This is a genomic window from Streptomyces thioluteus (genome assembly GCF_039535865.1).
This window is the reverse complement of record NZ_BAAAXZ010000057.1, coordinates 19359-35053: the sequence shown is the minus strand read 5'-3', so window position 1 is coordinate 35053 and position 15695 is coordinate 19359. Positions and strand designations below refer to the sequence as shown.

General features: G+C 72.0%; 17 protein-coding genes and 3 pseudogenes. 14 read left to right on the top strand and 6 right to left on the bottom strand.

The annotated features are described in order from the left end of the window. The 11 genes and pseudogenes from ABD794_RS07555 to ABD794_RS07505 all read left to right on the top strand — a co-directional run. A partial coding sequence (locus tag ABD794_RS07555; protein ID WP_344961764.1) for a hypothetical protein occupies positions 1 to 275 on the top strand: 275 nt, incomplete at its 5' end. A 276-nt stretch (positions 276 to 551) separates the two neighbouring features. After that, positions 552 to 737 carry a hypothetical protein gene (locus tag ABD794_RS07550; RefSeq protein WP_344961763.1) on the top strand — a complete coding sequence of 62 codons (186 nt, stop codon included), beginning with the start codon at positions 552 to 554 and terminating at the stop codon, positions 735 to 737. Between the two features lie 75 nt (positions 738 to 812). Next, positions 813 to 932: pseudogene (locus tag ABD794_RS07545) on the top strand (hypothetical protein); the annotation flags it as partial. Between the two features lie 160 nt (positions 933 to 1092). Beyond that, complete coding sequence (locus ABD794_RS07540; protein WP_344961762.1) at positions 1093 to 1311, top strand: phosphopantetheine-binding protein; 219 nt, start codon at positions 1093 to 1095, stop codon at positions 1309 to 1311. Next, positions 1308 to 1820 (top strand): annotated as a pseudogene (locus ABD794_RS07535) (GMC family oxidoreductase N-terminal domain-containing protein); the annotation flags it as partial. The gene ABD794_RS07540 and the pseudogene ABD794_RS07535, both read left to right, overlap by 4 nt. Then, positions 1712 to 2221, top strand: a pseudogene (locus ABD794_RS07530) (GMC family oxidoreductase N-terminal domain-containing protein); the annotation flags it as partial. The pseudogenes ABD794_RS07535 and ABD794_RS07530, both read left to right, overlap by 109 nt. Before the next feature lie 136 nt (positions 2222 to 2357). Next, the gene (locus ABD794_RS07525) at positions 2358 to 2930 is read left to right on the top strand and encodes a GMC oxidoreductase (protein WP_344961774.1); all 573 of its coding nucleotides are present in this window, start codon (positions 2358 to 2360) and stop codon (positions 2928 to 2930) included. After that, entirely contained in the window at positions 2930 to 3658 is a 729-nt protein-coding gene (locus ABD794_RS07520; RefSeq protein ID WP_344961772.1) for a thioesterase II family protein, read from the top strand. Before ABD794_RS07525 ends, ABD794_RS07520 begins: the two co-directional genes overlap by 1 nt. Positions 3659 to 3660: 2 nt before the next feature. After that, on the top strand, positions 3661 to 4803 hold the full coding sequence (locus ABD794_RS07515; protein ID WP_344961761.1) for an acyl-CoA dehydrogenase family protein: 1143 nt from the start codon (positions 3661 to 3663) through the stop codon (positions 4801 to 4803). Between the two features lie 47 nt (positions 4804 to 4850). Beyond that, complete coding sequence (locus ABD794_RS07510; protein WP_344961759.1) at positions 4851 to 5729, top strand: GNAT family N-acetyltransferase; 879 nt, start codon at positions 4851 to 4853, stop codon at positions 5727 to 5729. 32 nt (positions 5730 to 5761) lie between these two features. Beyond that, positions 5762 to 6226, top strand: coding sequence for a group II truncated hemoglobin (locus ABD794_RS07505; protein WP_344961758.1), 465 nt, complete (start codon positions 5762 to 5764; stop codon positions 6224 to 6226). An 86-nt stretch (positions 6227 to 6312) separates the two neighbouring features. Here the strand turns inward: ABD794_RS07505 and ABD794_RS07500 are convergent, their stop codons facing one another. The 3 genes from ABD794_RS07500 to ABD794_RS07490 all read right to left on the bottom strand — a co-directional run bounded on the left by ABD794_RS07500 (position 6313) and on the right by ABD794_RS07490 (position 8667). Continuing rightward, on the bottom strand, positions 6313 to 7197 hold the full coding sequence (locus tag ABD794_RS07500; RefSeq protein ID WP_344961756.1) for a class I SAM-dependent methyltransferase: 885 nt from the start codon (positions 7195 to 7197) through the stop codon (positions 6313 to 6315). Between the two features lie 34 nt (positions 7198 to 7231). Next, the gene (gene trxA / locus ABD794_RS07495; protein ID WP_344961755.1) at positions 7232 to 7561 is read right to left on the bottom strand and encodes a thioredoxin; all 330 of its coding nucleotides are present in this window, start codon (positions 7559 to 7561) and stop codon (positions 7232 to 7234) included. A 158-nt stretch (positions 7562 to 7719) separates the two neighbouring features. After that, positions 7720 to 8667, bottom strand: a complete 948-nt coding sequence (locus ABD794_RS07490; protein ID WP_344961753.1) for an NAD(P)/FAD-dependent oxidoreductase — start codon at positions 8665 to 8667, stop codon at positions 7720 to 7722. A 91-nt stretch (positions 8668 to 8758) separates the two neighbouring features. Between ABD794_RS07490 and ABD794_RS07485 the strand changes: the two genes are divergently transcribed. Continuing rightward, positions 8759 to 9361: a helix-turn-helix domain-containing protein gene (locus ABD794_RS07485; RefSeq protein WP_344961752.1), complete on the top strand. Its 603-nt coding sequence runs from the start codon at positions 8759 to 8761 to the stop codon at positions 9359 to 9361. A 7-nt stretch (positions 9362 to 9368) separates the two neighbouring features. Here ABD794_RS07485 and ABD794_RS07480 read toward each other — a convergent pair whose 3' ends face one another. Then, the gene (locus tag ABD794_RS07480) at positions 9369 to 10139 is read right to left on the bottom strand and encodes an SDR family oxidoreductase (RefSeq protein ID WP_344961751.1); all 771 of its coding nucleotides are present in this window, start codon (positions 10137 to 10139) and stop codon (positions 9369 to 9371) included. Positions 10140 to 10221: 82 nt separating this feature from the next. Between ABD794_RS07480 and ABD794_RS07475 the strand changes: the two genes are divergently transcribed. Further along, complete coding sequence (locus ABD794_RS07475) at positions 10222 to 11124, top strand: sigma-70 family RNA polymerase sigma factor (protein ID WP_344961749.1); 903 nt, start codon at positions 10222 to 10224, stop codon at positions 11122 to 11124. On the opposite strand, the gene ABD794_RS07470 is transcribed toward ABD794_RS07475, so the two are convergent. Together ABD794_RS07470 and ABD794_RS07465 are read right to left on the bottom strand one after the other, a co-directional pair. Continuing rightward, positions 11094 to 11966: a geranyl diphosphate 2-C-methyltransferase gene (locus ABD794_RS07470; protein WP_344961747.1), complete on the bottom strand. Its 873-nt coding sequence runs from the start codon at positions 11964 to 11966 to the stop codon at positions 11094 to 11096. The genes ABD794_RS07475 and ABD794_RS07470 overlap by 31 nt on opposite strands. Positions 11967 to 12064: 98 nt before the next feature. Beyond that, positions 12065 to 13474, bottom strand: a complete 1410-nt coding sequence (locus tag ABD794_RS07465) for a family 2B encapsulin nanocompartment shell protein (protein WP_344961745.1) — start codon at positions 13472 to 13474, stop codon at positions 12065 to 12067. Positions 13475 to 14266: 792 nt separating this feature from the next. Between ABD794_RS07465 and ABD794_RS07460 the strand changes: the two genes are divergently transcribed. Continuing rightward, entirely contained in the window at positions 14267 to 15688 is a 1422-nt protein-coding gene (locus ABD794_RS07460; protein WP_344961743.1) for a family 2B encapsulin nanocompartment shell protein, read from the top strand. Positions 15689 to 15695: the final 7 nt, after the last annotated feature.

Sequence of the window (15695 nt, the reverse complement as noted above, 5' to 3'; positions counted from 1 at the left end):
TGATCTCGCACCGGAACGCCTCCAACACCGTCCAGGACATCAACCGCCGGTTCGGCGTGGGCCCGGGCGACCGCGTGCTGGCGCTGGCCCCCACCGGCTTCGACTCTGTCGGTTGTACGACATCTTCGGCATCCTCGGCGCGGGCGGCGCGATCGTCGTCCCCGAGCCCAAGCGGGCCCAACGACCCCGCGCACTGGACCGAGTTGATCGACGGTACGGGGTCACCGTCTGGGACAGCGTGCCCGCGCCGATGCGCATGTGGGTCGAGACGCTGAACCGAGGCCGCCCCCGGCAGCGGGGCGAGCCTGCGCCTCGCCCCTGCTCAGCGGCGACTGGATCCCGCTGGACCTGCCCGTCCGGCTCCGCGAGCACCTCCCGAACCTCAGGGCGATCAGCCTCGGCTTCGGTGCCACGGAGGGCTCGATCTGGTCGATCCACTACCCGATCGGCGAGGTCTCGGCCGGACTGGTCGAGCATCCCCTACGGCAAGCCGCTAGGCCAACCAGTCCTTCCACGTCCTCAACGAGTGGCTGGAACCGTGCCCCACCGGGGTGACCGGAGAGCTCTACATCGGCGGCACGGGTGTCGCCCAGGGCTACTGGGCCGACCCGGTCCGCACGGCGGAACGATTCATCACCCACCCCGCCACCGGCGAACGGCTCTACCGCACCGGCGACCTGGGCCGCTACCAGCCGGCGGGAACATCGAGATCCTCGGCCGCACCGACTTCCAGGTGAAGATCAACGGCTACCGGGTCGAGCTCGGCGAGATCGAGGCCACCTGCTGCGCCAGAGGGCGTCCGCCAGGCCCTGGTGACCGCACCGGCCCACCCGCGCACCGGCCAGCGCCAGCTCGCCGCGTACCTCGTGACCGACGGGGCCCCGCTCGACCCGGCCGCGCTCCGCGAGACGCTGGCGGGGGCACTGCCCAGCTACATGGTGCCCACCCAGTACATCCCCCTCGACGCCGTGCCGCTGACCCCCAACGGCAAGGTCGACCAGGGCGCCCTGCCCCACACCGTGGCAGGAGTCGGAGGGCACGGACGGCCGCGTCTCGCCGGCGCAACGACATCGAGGAGCGGCTCCTCGCCGTGTGGGCGAGCAGTTGGGCCACGGCGACTTCGGCATCGAGGACGGGTTCTTCGACGTCGGCGGCGACTCGCTGCACGCGGTGGGGATCATCGGCCACCTCCGCACCGAGTTCGGCATCGACGCCTCCGCCGAACAGGAGATCATCGAGGGCCTGTTCATGAACTCGACCATCGCGGACTTCGCCGAGATCATCGTCTCTCTCCAGGGGGCCGCGGCATGACCGACGCCACCTGGGACTACGTGATCGTCGGCGGCGGCTCCGCCGGCACCGTCACCGCCACCCGCCTCGCCGCCGACGGCCGGCGGCGCGTGCTCCTCCTGGTAGGGCGGCGGCGACCAGCCGTCCCCCCGGGAGAAGACCACCCGCTCGCCGACGCCAGCCGCTCATCCTGCGCGACTACAACTGGGACTACCTGGCCAACCTCCGCGGCAGCAGCCGCCTGGAGGACCTGGTGGCCGCCGGCCCCGAGGGGCGCGACCCGGGTCGCCGAGGCCGCCGCGGCCAGGATCCCGCGGGCCCTGTGGGGCCGCTTCCCCTACCAGCTGGGCAAGGTCATGGGCGGCGGCTCGGCCGTCAACGGCGCCATCGCCCTGCGCGGCCTGCCCCGCGACTTCGCGGAGTGGGTCCGCCTCGGCAACCCCGAGTGGTCCTGGGAGCACGTCCTCCCGTACTACCGGGAGATCGAGTCCGACCCGGGCATGCCCGCCGAACTCCACGGCGACGGCGGCCCGGTGCCCATCCGCCGGGTCGCGCGCGAAGGACTGCACGAGATCGACACGGCGTCTGGAACGAGTGCGTCGCGCTCGGCCTGCCCGAGCTGGACGACCTCAACGGCGGCCGGGAGGCCGGCGTCGGCGTCATCCCCAGCAACGCCGTGGACGGCGAGCGGATGGACACCGCCACCACCTACCTCTCCACCGCCCGGCACCTGCCCAACCTGGAGATCCGCACCGGCACCAAGGTCACCCGGGTCCTCTTCGAGGGCAACCGCGCGGTCGGCGTCGAGCTGCTCGCGGACGGCGAGTTGACGACGGTCCGCGCCGGCGACGTCGTCCTCAGCGCGGGCGCGGTCGGCACCCCGGTCGTCCTGATGCGCTCCGGCGTCGCCGCCGCCGGGCTGACCGAGTCCCTGGGCGTCGCGCCCGTCGTGGACCTGCCGGGCGTCGGCGAGAACCTCGTCGACCACCCCCTCCGTCGTCATCTGGTCGAAGCCCAAGCCGGGCGTGTGCACGGCGGGCCTGCCCTGGCGGACCGTCGCGTCCCGCATGTCCAGCGGCTTCGACGACGACACGGACATCCAGGTCGGCCTGCTCAACAACGTCGAGAGCTCCACGGTGCCGGGCTTCGAGAACCGGCTGGACTGGCCCCTGGTGGTGGGCGTCTCGGTGATGCTGCTCCGCCCCGCCTCGCGCGGCCGGGTCTTCCTGGAGGACGCCGACCCGCACGCCAAGCCCGTCATCGAACTGGGCCTGGGCACCGTCGAGGAGGACGTGGACCGGCTCTGCCACGGCGTCCGCAAGGCCTGGAGCATCCTGCGGAGCCCGGCGCTCGCCGACCGCTTCGAGGAGACCCAGTTCTGGACCGACAAGATGGTGGCCAACGACCGCATCCTGCGCAGCGGGGTCAGGAACATCATGAACCCCGGCTGGCACGCGGCCGGTTCGTCCCGGATGGGCCCCGCGAGCGACCCGATGGCCGTCGTGGACCAGGAGGGCCGGGTGCACGGCACGGAGAACCTGCGCGTCGTCGACGCGTCCGTCTTCCCGTCGATGCCCAGCGTGCCGACCAACCTGACCACCATCATGCTGGCCGAGCGGATCGCCGGGAGCGCGAAGTAATGAGCACGCGGCTTTACTGCTTCCCGCACGCCGGCGCCACCTCGGTGGCGTACCGGCCCTGGAAGGCCCTGGAGAACGACCGGTTGACCGTCGTCCCCGTGGACCAGCCGGGCCGCGGGACCCGCAGGAGGGAGACCCGGACCGACGACTTCCACGAGCTCGTGGAGTCGACGGCCCGGTACGTGGCCGACGATCTGCGCGGCGCCCGGGCCACGGACCCGGGCGTCCGCTGGGCCACCTTCGGGCACAGCTTCGGCGCGACGCTGAGCCTGGCCGTGGCCGCCGAGACGGAGCGCGTCCTGGGGGAGGCGCCGGTGCGCGCCTTCCTCTCGGCGGCGCTCCCGCCGGGGCTGCAGAAGCCCGACGACACGGACGCGCTCAGCGACGGACAACTGCTGGAGAAGATCGCCGCGGACGGCGGGACGGCGTCCGAGCTGCTGTCCAACGGTGCGATGAGCGCCTTCCTGGTGCGGCTGATGCGCGAGGACTACGTCGTGCGGCGGCAGTTCCCGAGGGAGGCCGCCGGCCTGCGCGTCGGCTTCCCCCTCACGCTGATCGCGGCACGGGACGACGCCTATGTGACGCCCGGGCAGATGTGGCAGTGGGGCGGGCACAGCGATGCCGACGCCCGCCGGGTGGAGATCGACGGCGGCCACTTCGCCGCCGTCCAGGACCCGGCGGCGGTCATGGCGATCGTGGGCGAGGACATCGGCGAAGGGGAGCGCTAGACATGCAGACCACCGTGTACGAGGCGCAGCACGAGGACTTCCGGCAGATGTGCCGCACGTTCCTGGCCCGCGAGGCCATCCCGTACCACGACCAGTGGGAGCGGGACGGCATCATCGGCCGCGAGCTGTGGACGAAGGCCGGGGCCGCCGGACTGCTGGGCATCGGCGTGCCCACCGAGTACGGCGGCGGCGGGGAGACCGACTTCCGCTATCCGGCCGTCCTCTCCGAGGAGTTGATCCGGGCCCGCGTCACCGCGCCCGGCTTCGTCGCCCACAACGACGTCATCGCCACCTACCTGTCCGGCCGGACGACGCCCGAGCAGCGCAAGCGCTGGCTGCCCGGGCTGTGCGCCGGCGAGCTGATCGCGGCCATCGCGATGAGCGAGCCGGACGCCGGGTCCAACGTCGCCGACATCCGTACCACGGCGGTGCGCGACGGGGACTTCTACGTCCTCAACGGGCAGAAGACCTTCATCACCAACGGCGAGAACGCCGACGTCGTCGTCGTGGCGGCCAAGACCGCGCCCCAGCGCGGCGGCCAGGGCATCAGCCTGATCGTCGTCGAGCGGGACACCCCCGGGTTCACCCGCGGCCGGCGCATGGAGAAGCTGGGCTGGACGGCCAGCGACACCTGCGAGCTGTTCTTCGACGACTGCCGGGTGCCGGCCGGCAACCTGATCGGCAAGGAGAACGTGGGGATGGCCTATCTGATGGCCGGACTCCCGCGCGAGCGGCTCAGCATCGCCACGGTGGCGGTCGCCGCGGCCGAGAAGATGCTGGCCGACACCCTGGAGTACGCCCGCGGCCGGCAGGCGTTCGGGCAGGCCATCGGGAGCTTCCAGCACAACCGCTTCCAGCTCGCCACCCTGGACACCGAGATCAGCATCGCCCGGGTCTTCCTCAACCACTGCGTCACCGAGCTCAACGCCGGGCGCCTGACGGTGGCCGACGCGGCCAAGGCCAAGTGGTGGACCACCGAGCTCCAGGTCGAGGTCGCCAACCGCTGCCTGCAACTGTACGGCGGCTACGGCTACTTGAAGGAGAGCCCGATCTCCCGCGAGTGGGCCAACAGCCGGGTCCAGACGATCTACGGCGGCACCACGGAAATCATGAAGGAACTGATCGGCCGCTCGCTCGGGCTGTGAGCGCTCCTTCGGCACCTGATCAGCAACGGAAGGGACGTACCCCCCGCATGAACCACCCCGGCGAATCCCTGCACGCGGGTACCGACGGGCTCACCGTCTCGGTCGCCACACTGGAGGAGTGGCGGCACGTGGAGGAGTGGGCCAACGGCGAGGGGTGGAACGTCGGCCTCAGCGATGTGGCCTGCTTCCACGCCACCGACCCGGACGGCTTCTTCCTCGCCCGCCTCGGCACGACCCCGGTCGCGGCGATCTCGGTCGTCAACTACTCCGACACCTATGCGTTCATGGGGCACTACCTGGTCCACCCCGACCTGCGCGGGCAGGGGCTGGGCCTGGCGACCTGGGAGGTGGCGTTCCCCCACGCGGGCAACCGGGTCATCGGCCTGGACGCCGCCCTGCCCCAGCGCACCAACTACGAGAAGCACGGCTTCCGGGCCGTCTGGGACACCGTCCGCTACGGCGGTGTCCTCACCCGCCCGGGCCGCCCGGCCGAGGGCACCGTACGGATCGGCCCCGGCCACCTGGACGCGGTCGCCGCCTACGACCGCGACTGGTGCCCCGCCGACCGCGGCGACTTCGTACGCCGCTGGCTCACGGCCCCCGGGCACGTGGGGCACGCGAGGGTGCGGAACGGCGCGGTCACCGGATACGGGGTGATCCGCCCGGCCCGGGAGGGCCACCGGATCGGCCCGCTCTTCGCCGACACCCCCGAGGACGCCGAGGCGCTCCTCGACACCCTCACCGCCGACCTCGGCCCGGGGGCGGGGCTCTCCCTCGACATGCCCGAGCCGCAGACGGCGGGCGCCGGACTCGTCCGGGCCCGGGGTCTCACCGAGCGGTTCCGCACCGTCCGGATGTACACCGGCGAGGTTCCCTGGAGCCGCGCCGGCCAGGCGTACGCGACCACCACGCTCGAACTCGGCTGACCGACGCGACACTTGAACTCAGGAGGTGCACGATGGCGGACTCCACTCCGACCATGTACGAGTGGATGGGGGGCGCCGAGGTCCTGGAGAAGCTCACCGAGGCGTTCTACGCGAAGGTGCGCAAGGACGAGATCCTCGCCCCGCTCTTCGCGCGGATGACCGACGACCACCCGCAGCACGTGGCGACGTTCCTCGGCGAGGTCTTCGGCGGCCCGGCCAAGTACACGGACGAGCACGGCGGTTACCCGCGCATGCTCTCCCGGCACATCGGCCGGCAGATCAAGCCGGAGCAGCGCAACCGCTGGGTCGAGCTGATGCGGCAGGCGGCCGACGAGGTCGAGCTGCCCCAGGACGCGGAGTTCCGCTCCGCGTTCAACGCCTACATCGAGTTCGGCTCGCGGCGCGCGATGGCCAACTCGCAGAAGGACGCCGAGCTCGGCAGCCGCGAGACCATCAAGATCTGGGGCTGGGGCGAGGCCGCCCCCGGCTCCGACTGACCGGCGGCACAGGAAAGAGGGGCCCGGCACGCTCATCGCGTGCCGGGCCCCACGGTGTTCCCGGGACCGGCCGGACGGGGGGACGGTCAGTCCCGGGAACAGGCTCTGGCGGTGTGGACGGTGGTGGCGCTCAGATAGAAGGCGTCCGGGCGCCACAGGATGCCCGTGCAGGCGTCGCCGTCCACCAGGCGCTCCAGCACCGCACGGTCCTCGGCGTCCAGCCGGTCGCCGACCCGCTCGCGCAGCCGCGTGAGATGGCCGTGCAGGTGCTCACGGGCCGGCAGGCCCAGCGGGGTCGGCAGGTCGGTGAGGAACGTCCGGGTCCCGGTCGGGATGAGCCCGGCCCGCGCGAGCATCGCGGGCCAGTCCTCGACGGTGGCGGACGCGCCGGGCAGGTCCCCGCGCATGGCGGTGAACCAGTCCTCGTCGGCGGCCTCCAGCCGGGCCTGGAGGCCCGGGCGGCCCATGCCGATGTCGCGGGGCAGGAAGCGCGGGGGCAGCCCGCGCTCGGCCACCGCCAGCACCCCGCCGCGCCGCAGCCGGGCGGCGAGGGCGTCCAGCGCCGCCTGCTGGTCGCCGAGGTGGTGGACGAGGTGGCCCGCCCAGATCACGTCCGCCGCGCCGAGCGCCTCGAACTCGCCGGGCAGCTCGGCCCGTCGGGCGGTCACCCGGCTCGCCAGGTGCCGGCGCGCGGCGCGCAGCCGGACCCGCTCCAGCACGGCGGGGTCCCGGTCCACGGCCAGGATCTCGGCCCGGGGGAAGGCCCGGGCGAGCAGACAGGTGCCGATCCCCGGCCCGCAGCCGACGTCCAGGACGCGGCCGACCGCCTCGTCCACGCCGTCCCCGGCGCAGACCAGCCCCCGCAGCCACTCCACCGTCTCCTCCAGGGAGGAGATGTGCAGCTCGGCCTCGCGCTCCAGCTGGGCGGCCGGGGCGTCGTGGTCGACGTCCCCGGAGTGGTGTGGGTTCATGGGCTGTTCCTGTTCCGGGCGGGGCGGGCGGGGATCAGCGGAGGTAGGCGGCGAGAGTCCGCTCGAGGACGGGCTTGGGGGAGGCGCCCACCCACTGCTCCTTGCGCTCGCCGTCGGCGTAGACGATGAAGGCGGGGATCGACGAGACGCCGTGCTGGATCGCGAGCGAGGGCTCGTCGTCCACGTTGACCTTGACGACGTCCAGGTGGCCCTGCTGCTCCTCGGAGAGCTGCTCGATGATGGGGGTCATCATCCGGCAGGGCGCGCACCAGGGGGCCCAGAACTGGATGAGTACGGGCGTGGTGGCCTCAAGGACGCGGGTGGGGAAGGCGTCCTCGGTGAGGGCGTCCACGGGCTTGGCCATGGGTGGTTCTCCTTGTACGGGGGTTGTACGGGGGAGGTGATGAGGTGAGCGTGATCAGGTGCGGCCGACGGATCTCCGCCGGTCCCCGGTTCGGACAGCGGGTACGAGGCGGGGCGCTTCGCCGGAGCCGGAAGACGCTTCCGGGAAATCCGGACGCGCTAGCGGACGAGGGGCTCGGCCGGGTTGCGGTAGTCCTCCAGGTCGCGGGCGATGTCGTCGGCGAGGAGGTCGTGGTTGAGGGCGAAACCGGCGGCGGAGCCCTGGCCGGCCGCGGTGACGACCTGGGCGCGCGGGTCGGCGACGTTGCCCACCGCCCAGATGCCGGGCACGCTGGTGCGGCCGGCACCGTCGGTGACCACGAAGCCCATGGCGTCCTTGTCGCAGCCCAGTCCGTCCAGCAGGGCGTCGTTGGGCACCATGCGCGGGAAGACGAACACGGCCTCGCGGGGCACCACGCGCCCCTCGGACAGCTCGACACCGCGCAGCCGGTCGTCCTCGACGACCAGCCACTTGACCTCGCCCTCGGCTATCCGGATGCGGCGGGCGGCGAGCTTCTCGCGGTCCTCGTCGGTGATCTGCATGGTGTGCGGGAAGAAGACGACGTCGTCCGACCACTGGCGCAGCAGCAGCGCGTGGTTGACCGCGTTGGGGTGGGTGCCGAGCACGCCGAAGGGCTGGTCGCGCACCTCGTAGCCGTGGCAGTACGGGCAGTGCAGCAGGTCCCGGCCCCAGCGCTCGCGCACGCCCGGGATCTCCGGCAGCTCGTCGCGCAGGCCGGTGGCCACGACGACGTGCCGGGCCTTGAGCGCCGCCCCGCCGGCCAGCTGGACGACGAACCCCTTCTCGACGCTCTCCACCTGAGCGTCGATCAGGTCCACGCCGTAACCGGCGACCTCCTTGCGGCCCACCTCCAGCAGGGCCGCGGGGGACATCCCGTCCCGGGAGAGGTAGCCCATCATCTGCTCGGCCGGGGCGTTGCGCGGCTTCCCGCCGTCGACCACGGCCACCTTGCGGCGCGAACGGCCCAGCAGCAGCGCGGTGTTCAGCCCCGCGGCGCCGCCGCCGATCACCACGACGTCGTACGTGTCCTTGCTCGTGTCGCTCACTGCGATCACCTCCGCAGGTCAGCCTGCGACCGTCACCCGGAGGTGGCAATTTTTGTTGCCGTTTTAGGAACGCCGGGTGTGCAATGACGGAATGGAGATCTCCGATGCCATCACCCGAGCCCTGACCGAGGTCGGCCCCCGTCTGAAGCGGCTGCGCATACAGCGCGGTGTGACGCTGTCGACGCTCTCCGAAGCCACCGGGATCTCCAAGAGCACCCTCTCCCGCCTGGAGTCCGGCCAGCGCCGGCCCAGCCTGGAGCTCCTGCTCCCGATCTCCCAGGCGCACCAGGTGCCCCTCGACGAACTGGTCGGCGCCCCCGAGGTCGGCGACCCCCGCATCCGCCTGAGCTCCAAGCACGTGGCGGGCAAGACGGTCATCCCGCTCACCCGCCAGCCCGGCCCCCTCCAGACCTTCAAGGTGATCATCCCGCCCGCGCTGAGCACACCTGAGCTGTGCACCCACGAGGGCTACGAGTGGTTCTTCGTCCTCGCCGGCAAGGCCCGGCTGATCCTCGCCGACCACGACATCGTCCTCGGCCCCGGCGAGGCCGCCGAGTTCGACACCCGCCTCCCGCACTGGTTCGGCAGCACGGGGGAGGGCCCGGTCGAACTCCTCAGCCTCTTCGGCCGGCAGGGCGAGCGGATGCACGTCCGGGCGAAGCCGGTGCCCGCGGCGAAGGAGGCCACGGCGTGACGGGCCCCTACGCGCGCGTCCCCACCCGCTCCGCCAGGAACGCCTCCCACGTCCGTCCGCCCGTGTCCACGTCGTCCAGCGTCAGGTTCTCGCCCGCCCGGTACGAGCGGCCGACCTTGCCGGGCATGGGGACCGGGAGGGTCGGGCGGCGCTTGCCGCGGGCGTGCAGGTGGTCGAGGGCCAGCTCGTGCAGCCCGTACAGCGTCGGGCCCGCCAGGTCGCGCACCCGGCCCGCCGGCTCGCCCAGGGCCAGTTCCACCAGCCGCGCCGCCACGTCCCGCGCGTCCACCGGCTGCCACCGCAGGCCGCCCGGCGCCGGCACGACCGGCAGCTTGGCCATCTTCTCGGCCACGGTCAGCGCCAGGTCGTGGAACTGCGCCGCCCGCAGCGTCGTCCACGGCACGCCCGACTCCTCGACGGCCCGCTCCGCGTCCCGCTTGGCGCGGAAGTACCCCAGCGGGATCCGGTCGGCGCCGATGACCGAGATGTACACCAGGTGCTCCACGCCCGCCGAGGCCGCGGCCCGCGCCAGGTTGAGGGTCGCGACGTCGTCCCCCTTGGGCCCGCCCGCGAGGTGGAGAACGGTGCCGACCCCGGCCAGCGCCGCGTCGATCCCCTCCCCCGTGAGCAGGTCGCAGGCGACATACTCGACGCCGTCCGCCGGCACGCCCCCGCGCCGGCTGAGCACCCGCACCTCGCGGCCGGCGGCCCGCAGGAGCGGGACGACGTGCCGGCCCAGGGTGCCCGTACCGCCGGTGACCAGGATGGTTGTCGACATCGCTTCTCCTAGGGTTCGTCCCGGGCCGTTCTCGAACGGCCTCTGCTGACATGACCCGCGGCACTTGAGGAATGTGACAACCGTGCACCAACGAATTCTGACCACCGAGCGGTTCGAAGAGGAGCGGCCCCGGCTGAGGGCGATCGCCTACCGGATGCTCGGCTCGGTGAGCGAGGCCGACGACGCCGTCCAGGAGACCTGGCTGCGGCTCGACCGCACCGACGCGGAGGCCGTGGAGAACCCGGGCGGCTGGCTGACGACGGTGGTGGCCCGCGTCTGCCTCAACATGCTCCGCTCGCGCGAGACCCGGCGCGAGGACCCGCTGGAGGTCCACGTCCCGGACCCGCTGATCGGCCCCGAGACGTCCGGCGCCGACCCGGAGCAGCGGGCCCTGCTGGCCGACTCCGTGGGCCTGGCCCTGCTCGTCGTCCTGGAGACCATGTCCCCGGCCGAGCGCGTCGCGTTCGTCCTGCACGACCTGTTCGCCGTGTCCTTCGACGAGATAGCCCCGCTGATCGACAAGACCCCGGCCGCGACCCGTCAGCTCGCCAGCCGCGCCCGCCGCCGCGTCCGGGACGGGGCCCCGGCCCCGGACCCCGACCTGACACGGCAGCGCGTGGCCGTCGACGCCTTCTTCGCGGCCGCCCACGACGGCGACTTCGACGCCCTCGTCGCCGTCCTGGACCCCGACGTCGTCCTCCGCGCCGACGCCGGGGCGGGCTCCCGCTTCACCACGGTCCTCAACGGCGCCCGCACGGTGGCCTCGCGGGCCCTCACCTTCGCCCGGCTCATCCCGTTCGCCCGGCCCGTCCTCGTCCACGGCACGGCCGGCGTGGCCGTCGTCGCCAACGGCCGGCCGGTGTCCGTCATGGCGTTCACCGTCACGGACGGACGGATCACGACCATCGACATCCTGGCGGACACCGACCGGCTGCGGTCACTGGACGCCGATGGTCAGATGCGGTCGGCGGCGATGAGGAGGTAGTGGAAGCTGCCTTCGCGGTAGGCGGTGAGGAAGGGGTCCTCGACGCCGGTGGCGAGGGAGGAGCGGGCGCGGAGTTCCCAGTAGGGGATGGCGGTGGGGGTGAGGTCGAGGACGGTCATGGGGACGAGGCCGTTGGCGGCCATGGCCTTGAAGTAGGCGCTGCGGGGGTGGATGTTGCAGGTGTAGTGCTCGTCGATGCGGCTCACGGCCTTGGAGCGGCCGCCGGTGACGTCGTTGGAGCAGCCGGTGATGACGACGTAGCGGCCGCCGAAGGCGAGCTGGCGGGCGTGCTCGGCGAAGAGCTCGTCCAGGTCGACGTACATGGTCGACTCGTTGTTCCAGATGCCCTGGAACTCCCCCGTGGGCAGGCCGGTGTCGAGCATGTTGCGGAAGTGGTACCGCACCCGGTCGTCGACACCGCGCTTGCGGGCCTGCTCGTTGGCGAAGTCGACCTGCGCCTGGGAGATGGACACGCCGTCGACCCGGCACCCGAACCGCGCGTTCGCCATGATGCTCGACCCGCCACGCCCGCACCCGGCGTCCAGCAACCGCTGACCGGGTGCGACGGGCCCGAGATGATCGAGGAGGACGTCGGCCTGCGCGGACTCCAGCCGGTGCAGCTCCTCGACGATCCGCGCGTCCCGCGTCGCCTCGTCACCGTCGAGCACGGACGGGTCGTAATCCCCCAGCCCGTAGTGATGGTGGTAGAGACCATCGACATCACCCAGCCGCAGATTGACCGGGTCCTTCTCGTTGTTCCAGTACTCGGCCACCGACTTCTGGTACGCAGTACGCAGAACAGGGCTGGTGACGGTGGTCACGGGGGTGGTGACGGTGGTCATGGCTGTGCTCCTCGAAACGTAGTTCACGTGGATCGGGCGGTCTTGTGGCGGGCGGCCCCGTCGTGCGGGCCGACCGCGGGGCGCCGGGGCCCGGCCCGTCAGGCCGGGGCGACCTGCACGTTCTCCAGGACGCCGAGCGCGTCGGGCACGAGGACCGCCGTCGAGAAGTAGGTGCTGACGAGGTAGGAGATGATCGCCTGCTCGTTGATGCCCATGAAGCGGACGTTGAGACCGGGCTCGTACTCGTCCGGGATGCCGGTCTGCCGCAGACCGACCACCCCCTCGTCCTCGTCCCCGAGGCGCATCGCGAGGATCGAGGTCGTGCCCTCGTCCGAGATCCGGAGCTTGCCGCACGAGAAGATCGGCACGCCCCGCCAGGAGATCCCGCGATGGCCGTTGTACTCGGCCTCGCCGAGGGCGAGTCCGCGCTTGTTGCACTCGCGGCCGAAGGCGGCGATGGCCTTCGGGTGGGCGTAGAACGCCTTGGTGGAGCGCCGCATGGTCAGCAGCTCGTCCAGGTCGTCCGGGGTGGGCGGACCGGAGTGGGTGGAGATCCGCTGGCCGTGGTCCGCGTTGTGCAGCAGGCCGAACTCGCGGTTGTTGACCAGTTCGTCCTCCTGGCGCTCGCGCAGCGCCTCGATGGTGAGGCGGAGTTGCTGCTCGACCTGGTTCATCGGGTCGTTGTAGAGGTCCGCGACCCGGCTGTGGACGCGCAGGACGGTCTGGGCGACGCTCAGCTGGTACTCGCGCGGCGAGAGCTCGTAGTCCACGAAGGTGCCCGACAGCACGGGCTCGCCCGTATGCCCGGAGGTGAGCGCGATGTCGGCCTCGCCGCGCCGGTTCCGGGGCAGGTCGCCCTCGGCCTCGCGCCGCTGGACGTGGGCCCGCAGGGGCTCGTGCTGCCCCGCGACCTCCTCGTACGAAGGGCGGGGCAGGGCCAGCAGGATGACGGAGGTCACCGCGCGCGCGGTGAACTGCCACGCGCCCGGCTCCTCCCCGACGACCTGGCCTCCGAAGAACCCTCCGTCGGTGACCAGGCCCAGCCGGGTCTCCTCGCCGTACTGGCCGGTCCCGATCCGTTCCACCTTGCCGTGGGCGATCAGGTAGATGTGGTCGGCGGGCCGCCCCGCCTCCGCGATCACCTGGCCGGGTTCGAACTCGCGCTGCTCGAAGCGACCGGCGAGCGCGCGCAGCGCGTCGGGGTCCTCGAAGCCGCGCAGCAGCGGGAGTTCACCCAGCTCGGCGGGGATGACGCGGACGGCCGCCCCCTCCTGGACGAAGGTCACCCGGCCGTCGCCGACGGTGTACGTCAGACGTCGGTTGACCCGGTACGTACCGCCGCTCACTTCCGTCCAGGGCAGGGTGCGCAGCAGCTTGCGCGAGCTGATGCCCTGCATCTGCGGAACGGTCTTGGTGGTGGTCGTGAGGTTGCGTGCAGCTTCGATTCCCAGGCTCAACTGGGCTTGTGCGGCGGACTGTTCGGGCTGCTCCGGCGTCACTGTGGTCATTCCGGGTCCTTTCCGGGGAGGCGTCGGTACGTGCGGTGCACCACGGTGCGACGTGACGTACGGAGGCCCGGTCCCAGGCGAGCGGCTGCGCGAGGCTGTCGGCGCGCAAGTCAAGCAGTGCGTAACGATGTTGGTCGAGGGCGGTGACAGGGTCAGGCGGCCCATTCCCGCCACTCGCACAAGTCCTTGCGCCCGTAGACCACTTGTCCCTCATGCGCACCAGCGGCCCGGAGCGTCCGCGCCGCGCACACGCGCCGCCGGACCCTGTCCAACGGGCCGGTGAATAAAATCGAACTGCGCCTCCTCGTGGCGGGCGTGATCGGTCAAAGGTTGGCGTGAAAACCGCCTCGGCGGCCGGGGGACGGCCCATAGGCGAAGCGGCCGGCGAACGCCGCTCCCTCCTCACGTTTCTCGTGCCTCGCAGCGAGAGCGCGCCTTTATCAGACGCATCCCGCACCCGCGGCGACCCACCGAGCATTATCAGCCACCTCGACAAAGGGCGCGAAGCCCCGGAATATGCACAGGATGCCGTCATGGCGATGCTCGATAGCGGTAGCTATCGCAGCAAAACGGACTCTCCGGCTCGGTCTCGACGGCTGGTCACGCTCCCTCCCGCGGTCTCTCCGCGGCGCAAAGACGACGGACGTCCCCGCGCCATTTCGACCAACATCATCTGACGCTGCTTCACTTGCCCGTCCGGAGCTCCCGGCCGCCCGAACCACGCGGCCGCAAGGGGCTCCCTCACCACGTGCTCGACGTACTCGACGTACACGCCCAGACGGAAGGACGGGGATGACGACCGCAGCGCACCGGCAGGTACCGGAGGAGTCGGCGGCGGGGCGGGCCCAGCTCAGTCTGGGGATCGCCGCCGCCCGGAACCTGGCCACGACCACCAAGACCGTCCCGCAGATGCAGGGCATCAGCTCGCGGTGGCTGCTGCGGACGCTGCCCTGGGTGGAGGTCAAGGGCGGTACGTACCGCGTCAACCGACGGCTCGTCTACGAGGTCGGCGACGGCCGGATCACCTTCGTCCAGGAGGGCGCCGCGGTCCGCGTCGTCCCGGCCGAGCTGGGTGAACTCCCGCTGCTGCGCGGCTTCGAGGACCCCGACGCGCTGCGCGCGCTCGCCGGTCGCTTCGAGCAGCGCGAGTACGCGCCCGGGCAGGTCGTCGCCGAGCAGGGCGGGCCCGTCGACCGGGTCCACCTGATCGCGCGCGGCAAGGTGGAGAAGCTCGGCACCGGGCAGTACGGCGCGGAGACCCGGCGCGGCGTGATCGCCGACGGAGGGTTCCTCGGCGCCGAGGTGCTGGCCGAGGAGCCGGGCACGTGGAAGTTCACGGCGCGGGCGCTCACGGCGTGCACCGTGCTCACCCTGACCCGGGACGCGTACGAGGAGACCGCCGGGCGGAGCGAGCGCCTGCGGGCCCACGTCCGACGGCGCGAGGCCGAGAAGGACCTGCCGCGGAACAAGAAGGGCGAGGCGGAGATCTCCCTCGCCTCCGGCCACACGGGCGAGCCCGTCATCCCCGGCACGTTCGTGGACTACGAGCTCTCGCCGCGCGAGTACGAACTGAGCGTCGCCCAGACCGTCCTGCGCGTCCACAGCCGGGTCGCGGACCTCTACAACGACCCGATGGACCAGGTCGAGCAGCAACTCCGGCTGACCATCGAGGCGCTGCGCGAGCGCCAGGAGTCCGAGCTCGTCAACAACCCCGAGTTCGGTCTGTTGCACAACGCCGACTACAGCCAGCGCATCTCCACCCACTCCGGTCCGCCCACCCCGGACGACATGGACGAGCTGCTGAGCATGCGGCGCGGCACCAAGGCATTCTTCGCGCACCCCCGGGCCGTCGCCGCCCTCGGCCGCGAGTGCAACAAGCGGGGGCTCGCGCTGGACAGCGCCGACGTCAACGGCAAGCCCGTGCCCGCGTGGCGGGGCGTGCCGATCCTGCCCTGCGGCAAGATCCCGGTGACCGAGCGGGGCACGTCCTCGATCCTGGCGATGCGCCTGGGCGAGGAGGACGAGGGTGTGGTCGGTCTGCGGCAGACCGGTATCCCGGACGAGTACGAGCCCGGTCTCAACGTCCGCTTCATGGGCATCAACGAGCAGGCGATCATCTCCTACCTCGTCAGCACCTACTTCTCGACGGCGGTCCTCGTGCCCGACGCGCTCGGCGTCCTGGAGAACGTCGAGGTCTTCCACTCGCCTTCGTAAGGACCCG